The organism is Chthonomonas calidirosea T49 (assembly GCF_000427095.1).
GTDB lineage: Bacteria > Armatimonadota > Chthonomonadetes > Chthonomonadales > Chthonomonadaceae > Chthonomonas > Chthonomonas calidirosea.
Genome location: NC_021487.1, coordinates 1,911,257 through 1,924,554, shown reverse-complemented (window position 1 = coordinate 1,924,554; position 13,298 = coordinate 1,911,257). Strand labels below are relative to the sequence as shown.

The following is a 13,298-nucleotide window of genomic DNA, read 5'->3' as shown; positions in this document are numbered from 1 at the left end:
CTTCCGTCTATAGGCGAGGGGCTCGAAAGATAGAGGTCGGCAGGAAGAGAGAAGTGGAGGGACGAAATAAGTTTTCAGAACAGAGGATGGAGTGAAGAGAGTGGAGTTAGGACTTAAAGATCGCGTGGCCCTAGTGGCTGCCGCCAGTAAGGGGCTAGGATTTGCTTGTGCGCTGGAGTTAGCGCGGGAAGGCGCCAAAGTGGCTCTCTTCGCGCGAACCGAGGAGGCTATTCAAGCTGCTGCCCGTCGCATTCGGGAGGAGACCGGCGCCGAAGCGTTGCCGCTCGTGGCCGACGTAACAAAGGAGAAGGATATCGCTAACGCGGTGTCGAAGACCGTGGAACATTTTAAAGCCCTTCATATTCTAGTGCCCAACAGCGGTGGGCCACCGCCGGGAACGTTCGCCTCTTTGGGCGAGGCCGAGTGGCACACCGCCATTGAAAGCACGCTGCTGTCTACGGTACGCCTCATTCGAGAGGCCCTGCCGCATCTACAACAGGCAGGTTGGGGCCGCATTGTGGTGATTACGTCCACCTCGGTACGTCAGCCCATACCTGGGCTTTTGCTCTCGAACACCTTGCGCACCGGCGTGGTAGGACTATGTAAAACGCTGGCGCAAGAGCTAGCCCCCTATGGCATCACCGTGAACAACGTGGGGCCGGGCAGTTTCGACACCGATCGTATCAAACTTCTGTTGGAACGACGCGCTCGCGAGCGCGGCATCTCGGTGGAGGAGGCGCGTCGGCAGATGGAGGCCGCCATACCCCTAGGAAGACTTGGGCGGCCTGAGGAGCTAGCCCATATGGTGGCCTTCCTCGCGTCCGATGCGGCCGCGTATGTTACGGGGCAGACCATTTTGGTAGATGGGGGGCAGACGGTGGCCTTATGAGCCGGGATGGGCTGAATCGCCGCGGGTTTCTGGAGATCGTTGCCGGAGGAGCGCTAACCGGTCTGTTGGCGCCTCCCTCTCAAACCGCCAAGGCAAGGCCGAAGGGACTCTACGTTGAGCGCGGAACGCTGATGCGAGCTGGACGTCCCTATCGGGGCATTGGCGCCAACTATTTCGACCTGTTCTATCGGCTGTTGAGGAACCCCAGCGATAGCTCTTCGCTCGCGAATCTGCGCCGTTTAGCGCAGCACGGCATTCCTTTTGTACGCTTTATGTGTGGAGGGTTTTGGCCGTCCGAGCAGAGCCTCTACCTTAAAAAACCGGCCGAGTTCTTCGCCCGACTCGATTGGGTGGTAGATGCGGCGGAGCGGTGCGGCGTAGGGCTTATTCCCTCTCTGTTTTGGAACTACTCCACCGTGCCCGACCTTATGGGCGAACCGATGCAGGCCTATGGCGATCCAAAAAGTCGAACGAACGCCTACATACACCAGTTCACCAAGCAGGTTGTCACCCGATACCGGGGTTCGGAGGCCATTTGGGGCTGGGAGTTCGGCAACGAATACAATCTGACGGCCGACCTTCCAAACGCCTCGGAACACCGGCCGCCCGTTGTACCCACCTTGGGCACGCCCACCAGCCGCTCTGCGCGAGATGAACTGCACTGGAGCGACATTCAGGTAGCATTGGAGACCTTTGCTCATACCGTTCGCTTATACGACCCGCAGCGTATTCTACTGACCGGCAACGCTATTCCGCGCCCGTCCGCCTATCATAATCTGCACGACCATACTTGGCAACTCGATACAGCAGCGCAGTTCGAGACCATCCTCCGGCGCGATAACCCCAACCCCTTTAATACCATCTGCATTCATCTCTATCGTGACTCAAAAAACATCTATCCGGGTGGCGCCAAGAACCTCGGTGAAGTCGTTGCGTTGGCAAATCAGGTCGCTCAAAAAACCCGAAAACCTCTTGTTATCGAGGAGTTTGGCGTAAGTCGCCAGGAGGGAACGCCCGCCCAACAGCGCGTGCTATTTCAGGAGTTTCTCGATGTCTTTTCGCGGTATGGCGTTCCCCTGGCGGCGTTTTGGGTTTTTGATTTTGCGGCGCAAGATGCGGATTGGAATGTGACCTTCGACAACGACCGCGCTTTTATGATCGAAATGGCGGCAGCGTGCTCTCAAGCAGAGGCGCAAGCCAAAGCCAGCGTACAAGAAGGGCCGTTCAACGGAAGAGTTGGTCGTTGATCGCACTATTGCTAGGCTAAAAGTTTGGCTTAGCCCACAGAGGGTTTCTCTATAGGCTAAGCCAAAGCCTCGTCAATGGCCTTGAGAATGTCAGGGCTGAGCTTTACCCCTGCGGCTCCAGCGTTCTCTTCTATCTGTTCGGGGCGTGAGGCGCCGATGATCACGCTGGCGACATTCGAAAGGCGCAGACACCAGGCCAAAGCCAACTGCGCCATGGTAAGCCCCGCCTGCCTTGCGATAGGTTCTAGTCGCTGTACCTTCTCTAACACGCTGTCATCGAGCCGTCCCTGGTTCATGAACATGTTCTGCTTTGGGTCGGCTGCACGGCTGCCTTCAGGCGGCGGCTGTCCCGGCTTGTATTTCCCTGTTAGCACGCCCTGTGCAAGAGGAGAAAAGACGATTTGACCAATGCCCTCCCGCTCGCACACCGGAATAACATCTTTTTCGATTCCTCGTCCCAAGAGGTTGTAGTAGGGTTGACTGGAGATGAAGCGATCCATGTTGTGGGCCTCCTGAAACTTCACGGCGTCCGCTATCTGGTAGGCGTTCCACTGGCTAAAGCCGATGTAGAGCACTTTCCCTTGGGTAATGAGGTCATCAAGGGCGCGTAAAGTCTCCTCAAGAGGCGTATTGGGGTCGTAGCGGTGGCACTGGTAGAGGTCAATATAGTCCACGCCGAGGCGTTTAAGGCTCGCATGGCACTGCTCCATAATGTGCTTGCGAGAGAGGCCTTGGTTATTGGGCATGGGGCCATCGCTCATAGGGAAGAACACTTTGGTGGCGATCACATAGGTATCTCGCGGATATTTGCGCAGGGCGCGCCCAACCACCTCTTCGCTGCGACCGCGCGCATACACGTTGGCGGTATCAAAAAAGTTGATACCAAGCTCGTAGGCTTTATCAATGCAGCGTTCCGCACGTTCGTCTTCCACAGCATTGCCATAGGTGAGCCAGCTACCTAAACAGATTTCGGAGACCATGAGCCCGCTGTGGCCAAGTCGGCGATAGTGCATTGTCACAACCTGCTCCTTTCTAAAAAGAGATAAGCACAGCGCAAATGCGCTCTATTCGTGGAGCACGAAGAGGGTGCTTCACGATGTTTCAAAGTTTCCTGCGGCCTCAAACCTCCAAGTTAGCAAAGCGATCGGTGGAGGGTTGAGCAAGTTCGGGAGTATAGGCCGGCTCCCCCGTTACAAACCGATGATACTGAGCCAACGCCCAGAGGGGGAAGTAGTGCCGATAGAAGTGGTAGCGCAGATAGAAGACGCGCGGGAAACCAGTGCCGGTAAACCACTCTTCCAACCAGGTGCCGTCGTCGGTTTGGTTTTTCAAAAGGTACTCGATACCGCGTTGGACGGCACAACTTGAGAGGTCGCCGGCGTTAAAAAGCCCCATGAGAGCCCAAGCGGTTTGGGAGGGCGTGGAGGGGCCGGTGGCTTTGGGGTGACCGGGTTCGTAGCTTTGGCAGCTTTCCCCCCAACCGCCGTCTTCGTTCTGCACGGAGTGCAGCCAGCGAACGGCGCGCTGGATGCGTTCCGAGCGCATATCCTCTCCAATACGCGACAAACCACGCAACACCTGCCACGTGCCATAAAGGTAGTTCACGCCCCAGCGACCAAACCAGGAGCCATCCTCCTCCTGTTCTTTATAGAGATAGGCGATGGCGCGTTTTACCCTTGGGTCGGTTTTACCGATGCCGTAGTAGGAGCACATCTCCAGAACGCGCGCGGTGATGTCGGCCGAGGAGGGGTCTAGCATCGCGTTATGATCGGCGTAGGGCACATATTGGAAAAGAATACGATTGTTGTCTTTGTCGAAGCTAGCCCATCCGCCATCCCGATTCTGCATAGCAAACACCCAATTGAGGCCTTTACGCATCGCCTCCCGCACCTCGGGAGGCGCCTCTGTCCAGGGGCGTCCATCATGGCAGTAGGTTTTATAGAGAGCCATCAACACCATGATGGTATCGTCCACATCGGGGTAGAACTCGTTCTCGTTTTCAAAATACCATCCACCTGGCTCTACATTTCGCACTTTTACAGCCCAGTCGCCCTTTTTGCGAGTCTGCTTACTGAGCAGCCATTCGGCGGCTTTGCGAATCTCCTCGCTTTCTGGCGGATATCCGCTATCCAGCAGGGCGTTCAGCGAAATGGCCGTATCCCAAACGGGTGAAACGCAAGGCTGCAGGCGGATGGTATCGCCCTCTTCAATTTCAAAAGCGGCAAGCTCCTTTAGCTCTTTTTGGATAGCGGGGTGGTCATCGGGTAGACCCATACACTTGTAGGCCATGATCGCGTGGGTCATCGCGGGGAAAATGGCACCCAGTCCACCACTGTTTTCCTCGCGCTCCAAAAGCCACTGCAAGCAGCGTTGAAGCGCAAGCTTACGGAACGGCTTAATGGGGCTGGCATGGTAGAGTTTCAGAATCTTATCTACGATCAAAAAGACGTTACGCCAGGTGAGGGGGCGACTATCCCAGGGCAACCGCATCCGTTTGCGGCTTTTCCCGCCTACAAAAAGCTCATCAATGGTTGCGTGAGCCGGTATGGGGCGGTAGGGACGCAGCGCATTGATAACGGATAGCGGTACAAGAATGGCTCGTGACCACGAAGACATCTCATAGATATTAAAGTAAAACCATTTCGGCATAAGAATGAGTTCGGGAGGGATAACGGGAACGCCGTACCAGTCGTACTGCCCAAAAATGGAGAGATAGAGCTTGGTGAAGGTGTTGCAGTGTGTTACGCCGCCCAGCGACAAGATGGCGCGGCGGGCGCGGATCATGAACGGTTCACTTTCACTGAAACCAGCCAGTTTGCAGGCGAAATAGGCCTTCACCGATGCGCTGACTTCGGGAGGCCCTCCGGGATAGATGGCCCAATAGCCCTCCGGATGCTGCTTGCTGCGGATATAGTTGGCGAGTTTACGGAACTTCTCAGGGTCGTTCTTACCTAGAAACTGCAACAGGAGAATATACTCGCTTTCCAAAATCGTATCGCCTTCCAGTTCCGCCACCCAGTGGCCGTCGGGCTGTTGGCGATCACGCAGGTAGTGAATGGCGCCGCGAAGGGCTTGGCGGATCGCTTCTAGAGAGATGGTGGAGGTAAGATGGCCGTTAAGAACGGAGTGTGTGCGTGCAGCTGAAGGAACGATCGCTTGTACAGACTCGGTTTCCGCGTGATCCAGTCGTGTTTTCAAAGAGTCACCACCCCTAATGTATAGTGTTAATAGACTAACTGTCCTTATTCTGCCCCGTCGCCATCTCTGTGAAAGAGGCCCTTCTTACTTTTCCTCGTAGACGGGGAGGGACTGCGAAAGTGACATTCGGTCGTTCGGAATACCTTCGCGAGTAAAACCAACCAATGGCAGCACATAGGCTACGCTGCAAAACTATTGTATGCTTCAGTCGGTTCCTTTGTCAAGTTTTTCGACCGATTTTGTGAGAATTCCTACTTGATGACGCTGTAGGGCTTGCAGATTAGGGCTGGCCTGTAGTGCCGTAAAGAGGATTGGCGGTAGACATGCCTCCCGAAATCGAGTTAGATGGATTGCTGCCGTTGGCCGGAGTAGGCGGGGGCAGGTAGAGCATAAGGTTGACTATAGGCGAGATGCAGATGCGTTGTCCTCCGATGAGCACTTCAGCACGTGCATAGACCTGTCCTGCAGAGACTGCATCTATTGGGATCTCTTTGAGGGGAACGGCGGTGTTCCAGGTAAAGGGCTGGGGATCGGAGGTTACTGTTAGCTGAGCCGCGATGCCGAGCTGCCCGTTAGTGGTGGCGTAAGAGTTGTTGGTAGGGTCTGCGGCGAGAAGAGGCACGAGCGCTTTATCGTCACGATAGAAATAGACGACTATCATAGCGTTTGTCCCAGCATGTCCCACAATGCTCCCACTAACGGTGATCGGCAAAACGGGGTTGTTCGGTTTTTGAAGAGCCGGTTGGGGCGCAAGGGTTACCGTAGAGGTATCTATGAGCGGTTGTGGTGGTGGGGCTGTTGGCTCAACAGGCACGGTTGTTAAGGGGGTCGTGGTGGAGTTGCTAGGAGGAGACGTGTCTGGTGTCGGCAAGGTGGGAGACGAGGGCACTTGGGTGGTGACAACAACGGAGGGTTTCGCCTCTTTATGGAGCTGGCGCGTTACGGCGATGACCACGCCGACGAGCCCGATGACGATGATAGCACCAACGACGATGCCGAGCTGCGCCCATTTCTTGGTGGTGGACTCCAGATGGCTTGAGGTAAGAGCGGCAGAAGCGGAAGGAATTGCCACACTGCCGCTAGGTGAATAGGAGCCCGATAGAGAGCCAGAGAGCACTATCTCCTTTTGAATGTTTTCAAGAGCCTCTTTTACTTCACGGGCGGTTTGCGGGCGCGCTTCTGGTTCTAGGGCAAGGCAGGCAGCAACGAGCCTCTCGAGGCTTTCCGGCACCTTTGGATTGAGGCTGCGCATGGGGGGAAATTTGAAGGGTTGTGAAGCCGGGTCGTGGCCTGTCAGAAGGTGATGGAGAGTGGCTCCGAGCGCATAGATATCGGAGCGCATATCGGTTTGACGCTTACCGAACTGTTCGGGTGGCGAGTAACCCACGCTCCCTAGCAGGGCGGTGTCGCGGCTAGCGCCCGGCTGAAAACGGCGAGCGATGCCGAAGTCAATGAGGCAGATGCTGCCGTCGGCTCGCAGCATGACGTTGGAGGGTTTGAGGTCACGAAAGATAATGGGAGGGTCTTGACGATGTAGGTAATCAAGCACATCCGCTATCTGAATTCCCCAGGCCACTACTTTGGACACATCGAGGTGGGTACGTTCTTGGTTTCGTAGAAACGTCTCCAAAGTAACGCCCTCGATGTACTCCATAACAAGGTAGAACTTATCGTTTTCGATGAAGGCGTCGGTTACTTTGGGCAGGTTAGGGTGATGAAGCTGCACGAGAACTTGCGCTTCATGCAGAACGGCCTCTTGCTCCTTAGGCTCTTGCTCTGAGTCGCTAGCCTTGGGCAGGCGTACTTCTTTAATGGCCACAAGCGTGTTGAGGTGTAGGTGCTCCGCCATATAGACGGTGCCCATACCCCCTTTGCCCAATATGCGTAAGATGCGGTAACGCTCGTTAAGAATATCACCGGTCTTCAACCGCTCCCAAGCGACCTGTTCACCCGACATGCGTGGTATAACTCCGAAAAACCATTACGATCTCATTTCACCGTTTAAGGTGCGACTTCCTGCTAAAATACGGAATTTAGTTGGGGTAGCGTATCAGCAACACCCAGTCCTGTGAATCGGGGGTGCGGAAAACGCGTTTTTGTCCTCCGCTGAAGCGGAACGTGTTGGCGATGGAATCGGTTCTTGGGTTAAACCAAGCCGCTTCGAGCTGGCCGGTCGCTTCAAGAAGGTCGAGCTGCACGGAACCTCCGGTCGGGAAGTAGACCACATAAAACCAGCCCGGATTGGCCAACGCGTGGATATCGGGGAGAAGCTGGCCGCCGTCTGGTGCGGAGAGCAGGTCATCGTGGGGGCGTAGCAGCCAGTAGGAGATCATGTTGAAAAGATGAGCGCTAGCAAGGCTCTGAGCGATAATGGGCGATATCTGAGTGCCCTCAAAAATAGGTGCGCCCTCGGCCACCCAATAGCCTCCAGAAAGGCGTGTTTCCCATAGCCGCCTGCGCGCCTCATCAGTGGAAGAGACGGGATCGCAAATGACGATGGGCTTTCGGTACGTCTGATCGGCGGCTACCGATAGCAGGTTGCCGCCTTTGATAGTGATGATATCGAGGTCGTGTACCTGTGCGCTGGGAGTTTGCGCCGCCACGAGCCGTTCCATCGCAAGCTCTTGCTCGTCCGCGTTGGTGTTGGTTGGCCAAAGGGGCATCCCCGCCGGCGAGCTGATAAAGATGGCGCCTTCGGATGTGCTCTCATCTGAGGGCATGCCCAGAAATTGAGGGGCAGAGGGCAAAGAGGTAATGCCGGGCAGGATGGCCGTGATCGGGTGCTGTTCGATGTCCACCTTGTGGGTGAGCTCAATGAGGTTTTGGAGGAGAGCTTGCACGTCGCTGGAAAAGCCAGACGAGGCGTCGAGCAGATTCCAGCAGACGTTATAGGCGGAGTACCGCGCCACCACATAGCTCCAGAAGCGCTGCAGCTGTTCAGCGCTCATGGTTTTAAGCAGAGGCGAATCGGCTCGGCTCAACCCAATATCCGGCACGATCCCAAGCAGATTGCAGGCGCGCACCTTTGCATCGAGCATCTGAAAGAAGGTTGGATTGATGGAATCTGGGTTATCGTTAACCAGTGCCTGCGAACCTGCGTCCAGTATCCAAGTGCCCATAAGGCGATTCACACCAAGGTCATGCAGCTTTTGTAGGGTTGTAAGCACATCCGCATTCGTCTGCGGCGGATCGTCGAAAGAGGACGCCGGCTTAGGAGACAGCGAGGCCGTTGTCGCTGCTTTCGGCGCGGCGTTAGGTGCCGGCGCTGTGGGGGCGCCGGATGTCAGTGAAAGCCAAACGGGCACAGGCAGAAAATGGCTGCCGCCGGCGTAGCGGAACTCGCGCGGGTTTTCCGGATCTACAATGAGAAAACCGTCAATCTCTCTGGCCTCCGTAATGCAAGTAAAGCGGCCTACTTGGCCGTTAAGGCCAGGGTCGTTCGAGAGCGTTTTCCACTGCCAATCGCCTATCAGCGTTGGGGCAATGCGCACGCGCCAGGTCTGTCCGCCGTCCCAAAATCCAGGAACGGTAACAACCTGTCCATCTGGGCGGCTAAACTCCACCTCAAACCGCACCTGCGTATAGGGGTTTGTATAGTGCCCGGAAGCATACAGAGTGATCTCCTGTAGGCTATAGGCAGGAACGCGCGGGGACGGCGGGGGCGAGAAGTCGTTTTGTGCAACGCCGAAGAGGGTGGTTCCTGGTGCAAAGACCACCGGGGTACCAAAATCGGCCACATAGATGCGTCCTTCTTTAAGGTCAATCACGTAGCCGTGTGCGGTGTTGGAATAGAGGATCAGATAGTAGGGATTCTTGGCCGAATCGTAGGCAAGCGCGTGCAGTTCGCTCCATCCGTCTGACCGCCAGCCGTTATTCGGGGTCACATTTACCTGATGGAGCGGGGTTACTTGCAGATCGGTGAGGACGCGTTCCGGTTTTTGATCGGTTTGAGCGACGGGTTGTGCAAAGCTGGAGTGGTCGGCGGTCCAAAGAGGCAGCCGTGGGATGGTTCCTCCTTGAGTGGTCCAGTTGCGGTAAGTGAAGCTAGGGCCGGTATAGATGGGTGGAGCAGGAAGCTGCAGAGTGGGCATGGATAGAGGGGTTGGTATAGGAACTTGCGGAGGGATCGAATAGTCCCCTCGAAAATGAACGCCATTGAGTTGGGTGCCAGGATAGCGATAGAGCCAGCAGTAGAAGTCGTTTCCCGTATCGTTAAGATAGCACCAAAGAATGGCAAAACTCTGGGGACTACGCGCCAGAAACCAAACCAGATAGTGTGCATAGCCTACAGGGCCGCTATCTATGCGCAAGAGGGTCAGTAGATACACAGTGCGCTGTCCACTGGAGGGCTCTATCTGGGTAAGTGTGCCGCTTGTGCCGTTCCAAGCAAGTTGGTAGAAGTCGCTTTGTGCTTGGATATGAAACGCCTGCTGATCGGGAGAGGAAACGGTACTCTGCACTGCGATGGCAGCACGGCCTCCGCCAAAAGCGAAAAGACCAAGGGCAAACAGCGCAACAAGCCATCGGTTAACCGTCTGAAAAACCATTCTGCAGTCCTTTCTCCAAAATCTCGTAGGATATGTCGTACAGCCTCTATATATAGAATACAAGAGTAGGGGGTAATGTTTCGCCTATTTTTACGGAGAGCTTAGAGCTACCTCTCATGCGCTTTCCTCAGCGGCAAAAAACACACCTCCCGTTGAAGTAGGTCCGATAGGAGTTTCGCCTGCACTGAAGTTGAAAGGAGGGCTCTGAACAAAAAAACACGGTGCGGCTAATGCGCACCGTGTGAGAATAAGTCAGCAGTAGCTTACGGACAGCCATAGGTGGGCGCTGGTGGCGGCCCACTCGTTGGATAGAGCTGAACAGGGCCGGGCAACGGATCGGCACCCTTCTGTAGCGGATTTGGCAGGGGGAGGGGGCACGGTTTTTGGAGGTTATAGTCGTTTCCCAGATAGCGCACGTCGAAGCTATAGTAGCCGCTAGGCGGGGTTACCGTGAACTGTGTGGCCGTGAGCGGAACGTTGTAGATGGTGAAGGAGCCATCGGAAGCACTGCTGCCGGTGAGGTTGGTTCCAACAATGCTGATGGCGGCTCCGGCAACCGGATTACCGGCGATATCGGTGACCTGACCGGTGATGGTGGCGAGGTTAGGGTTTCCTACAGGCGGTGGGCCGCCAGAAGAGCCCGATGAGGAGCCACCGCCACTGCCGTTGCCTGCGGGTACACCACCACCTCCACCGCCGCCACAACCGCTAATAAGCGCCCCTACAAGCACGAGCAGCGCGAGCACCGAGGTAAGCATAACCCATCGTAAGTAGTTTGCAACGCTTCTGAACATACGAAGTCCTGCCTTTTGGTATGTTGTTTGTTTTTTTGCCGGCCGGAAAAGCTGGCGAAACAAAACCTACACTCGTAGAAGGGGGGAACGAGCGCAGACTCATCGAGAGAGGGATTTCCTACAAATTGTATTATACACGCTTTCAAAGCTTTTGGCAAGCGTTTTTGTGCGATTCTACAATTCCAGCCAACATTCTGGTCTCTTTACGAGGTTGGCAGTGCTGGCAGTCCGAGCAAAAGACGCCCCACGGTCTTACAAGCTTCGTTTCGTCTTCCATGAAAACGAATGCGCACCGCGCGAGAAAGAGGAAAGTCGCTGCGCTCTATGAGGTAGGTGCCTCCGGCCACGGTTTCAAACGCAAGTATGGGTCCGGAGACCTCGGCCAGCGTTTGCCGGCCGTCCAGAATGCGAACGGTAGCGCCCGCTCCCCAAGGGTTCACCAATCGGCATAGACCACCAACAAGGCTGCGAACGGCGATATACCGTACTTTGCCTTCTAAAACCTCGGCACTTACGCGAAAACCACCCGGTGCCGCTAGGGTAAAGGCCGCACTCCAGTGAGAGGGCAGCGACGGAAACAGGTGGATGGCGGTGGGAACTTCTCCGCCAAAACCCTCTTCCCAGGCGATAGGGTTAATGTCGGAGCGCGTGAGAGCTAGGCTAGGCAGCGATTCCTCCCGCAGGAGTAACGATTGAATGATCAGAAGCAGCTGAGCGCTGTAGTCCAATTGCGGCACATGCATCTCCGGAGCAAGCCAACCCTGTGGTGTCTGATGCCTCTCTTGAAGCCACTGACGTAGCTGCAGCGAGAGCTGCTCGGCGTTTTGGCACGAGAAGGGTAAGAGGTCTTGAAGGGGGTCGAAAGGCATATCCCCACCCAATTCCTGCAACGCCCGGCGCCACTGGGCACGTGTTTCCTCTTCTCCGATGTCGAGCGTCGTGCTCATCCACAACAGGGCGCGTAGGGCTCGTGAGAGCGCCGCGCGCTCTCGGAAGTCCTCCTGGGCGTCGCTGAGAGGGTTGTTGCTTCTCATCGCTTCACGCTGCTCCAGGGTGAACTGCGTACAGGCACGCAACAGAGGGTAGACCCGCTCCTTCAGCAAAAACGGATCGGGCGCGTGGCGCCATAGTTGCCATAACAGCAGGGCTGTGTAGAGGCCGTTGTTATGGGTAGTGCAAGAGGCATCGAAACTTTGCCCCAAGCGATTGAAACGTTCCGGAAAATAGGCGCCGCCTAGCCCCATGTCGCGGCTCGTTTTGGCCGCCATGGTCGGCAAGAGGCGGTGGTAGGTCTCCACAATGGGCACGCCGATTTCGGGATGATTGGCCACAGGCAGTGGCGCCAACAGAGTGCGCAGGGCTGTGCCGCTGTAGAGAGCGGGGTGTGGGCGCTTATCCTGTTGGCTAAGCCAAAGCGCGCCGTTGGGCAGCGGCGCATCGGCGCTGCGCGCACAGGCGGCCAGATAGTAGAGGTTCAAATACCATAAGTTCTCCAGATAGGCGGCGAAGGGGTCGTATTCGCCTCCATCTAGGCGGAGAAAAGACTTTTGCCAGAAGGCGGCCCAGTGTTGGCGATGCTCTCGCAGCAGTGTGTCGTAGCCTTTGGCCATGGCCGACTGCAGCTGGGCGCGCGCTGCGCTCACAGGGTCGCCGTTGCGCGGAACGGTTGCCACCGCCACGTAGAGAGTGAAATCGCACGAGCGGCTTGGAGCGATTTCAAGATAGACGTGATGCGAGTCGCGCATCCCCGCTTTCACCTCGCGCCCTTGTACGCGTGCCATAAGGGCATAGCGCCTATCTGCCAGTGCTTGAAGAATGCCTATCGTCTCTCCTAGTGCGAACAGATGGGCCTGACGCCACAAGGAGACCTCTATGCGCCGTTGCACGTTACGTAGGCTCTGATCCTGGTACCGCAGTACGAGCACTCCGGTGTTTGCGGCCACGAATGCGGTGACCTGGCAGGAGCCGGCCGGCGAGTCGGACGTGATATGGAGCGTCGCCGAGTAGGGAGAGAGGCGCTGTTCATAGCGAACCGGCTCGGCGAAAAGCGAAGGGGTGCAATCTATGGCTAGTTGGCCTGCAGAGAGCATTCTCCACGATTCTGCATTAGTTGCGATAGGCTCGCCTGGTTCAAGGGGAGTGGAAGGCTCTAAAAAGGGCAACGGATCGTCCCATAGATCGGCTTTTTGGAGTTGAACGGTGAGCTTTTCCGGGCACCACACCATGGCGCCGAGATCGCCGTCACCAAGAGGCATGGCCAAAGCGCTTAACGTTGGCATCATGTGATACACGAGGTCGTGCTGCGCCATATAGGAGCTGTGGTCTACACTGATGGTCGAGCCGTTGAAGGCCACGGCACCCTCCGATAAGAGGGGATAGGTGACGGGACGTGTGGCTGTGACGAACCGGTTTGACGACATGATAGATGGCCTCTCTGTTGGGAATAAGCCCTGTTAATGCTATCGGAATTTCGGGGCAGTTTTTCTAGAGTAGAGGCTTTTAGCGGGAGGATGAGAGCCGTGTTCCCCTTCCAGTGTAAAAAACTTCCGCAAAAACGCACAAAGTCGGCAGGTATTTTCCGCTTCCATGCAGTAGAATGTAGTAACAAACTACCCAACGAAGA

The 13,298-nt window shown here is 56.1% G+C and carries 8 protein-coding genes; 2 read left to right on the top strand and 6 right to left on the bottom strand.

The window, feature by feature from the left end:
* The first annotated feature begins 100 nt into the window (after positions 1-100).
* Both CCALI_RS07960 and CCALI_RS07955 read left to right on the top strand, forming a co-directional pair.
* A complete protein-coding gene (locus tag CCALI_RS07960; protein ID WP_016482967.1) occupies positions 101-889 on the top strand; it encodes an SDR family oxidoreductase in 789 nt (262 codons plus the stop codon).
* Positions 886-2,136 carry a cellulase family glycosylhydrolase gene (locus CCALI_RS07955; RefSeq protein WP_016482966.1) on the top strand — a complete coding sequence of 417 codons (1,251 nt, stop codon included), beginning with the start codon at positions 886-888 and terminating at the stop codon, positions 2,134-2,136. Before CCALI_RS07960 ends, CCALI_RS07955 begins: the two co-directional genes overlap by 4 nt.
* Positions 2,137-2,192: 56 nt before the next feature.
* On the opposite strand, the gene CCALI_RS07950 is transcribed toward CCALI_RS07955, so the two are convergent.
* The 6 genes from CCALI_RS07950 to CCALI_RS07925 all read right to left on the bottom strand — a co-directional run bounded on the left by CCALI_RS07950 (position 2,193) and on the right by CCALI_RS07925 (position 13,095).
* Complete coding sequence (locus CCALI_RS07950) at positions 2,193-3,149, bottom strand: aldo/keto reductase family protein (protein WP_016482965.1); 957 nt, start codon at positions 3,147-3,149, stop codon at positions 2,193-2,195.
* Positions 3,150-3,255: 106 nt separating this feature from the next.
* Positions 3,256-5,334: a squalene--hopene cyclase gene (shc, locus tag CCALI_RS07945; protein ID WP_016482964.1), complete on the bottom strand. Its 2,079-nt coding sequence runs from the start codon at positions 5,332-5,334 to the stop codon at positions 3,256-3,258.
* Between the two features lie 280 nt (positions 5,335-5,614).
* Entirely contained in the window at positions 5,615-7,291 is a 1,677-nt protein-coding gene (locus CCALI_RS15140) for a serine/threonine protein kinase (protein WP_016482963.1), read from the bottom strand.
* 76 nt (positions 7,292-7,367) lie between these two features.
* A complete protein-coding gene (locus CCALI_RS07935; protein ID WP_016482962.1) occupies positions 7,368-9,881 on the bottom strand; it encodes a DUF5060 domain-containing protein in 2,514 nt (837 codons plus the stop codon).
* Positions 9,882-10,144: 263 nt separating this feature from the next.
* Entirely contained in the window at positions 10,145-10,675 is a 531-nt protein-coding gene (locus tag CCALI_RS07930) for a carboxypeptidase-like regulatory domain-containing protein (protein ID WP_016482961.1), read from the bottom strand.
* Positions 10,676-10,878: 203 nt separating this feature from the next.
* Positions 10,879-13,095 carry a glycoside hydrolase family 95-like protein gene (locus CCALI_RS07925; protein WP_016482960.1) on the bottom strand — a complete coding sequence of 739 codons (2,217 nt, stop codon included), beginning with the start codon at positions 13,093-13,095 and terminating at the stop codon, positions 10,879-10,881.
* Positions 13,096-13,298: the final 203 nt, after the last annotated feature.

Coding starts and splice junctions, on each gene's coding strand:
- CCALI_RS07955 (WP_016482966.1), top strand. CDS start 886: ATGAGCCGGGATGGGCTGAATCGCCGCGGGTTTCTGGAGATCGTTGCC.
- CCALI_RS07950 (WP_016482965.1), bottom strand. CDS start 3,149: ATGCACTATCGCCGACTTGGCCACAGCGGGCTCATGGTCTCCGAAATC.
- CCALI_RS15140 (WP_016482963.1), bottom strand. CDS start 7,291: ATGTCGGGTGAACAGGTCGCTTGGGAGCGGTTGAAGACCGGTGATATT.
- CCALI_RS07935 (WP_016482962.1), bottom strand. CDS start 9,881: ATGGTTTTTCAGACGGTTAACCGATGGCTTGTTGCGCTGTTTGCCCTT.
- CCALI_RS07930 (WP_016482961.1), bottom strand. CDS start 10,675: ATGTTCAGAAGCGTTGCAAACTACTTACGATGGGTTATGCTTACCTCG.
- CCALI_RS07925 (WP_016482960.1), bottom strand. CDS start 13,095: ATGTCGTCAAACCGGTTCGTCACAGCCACACGTCCCGTCACCTATCCC.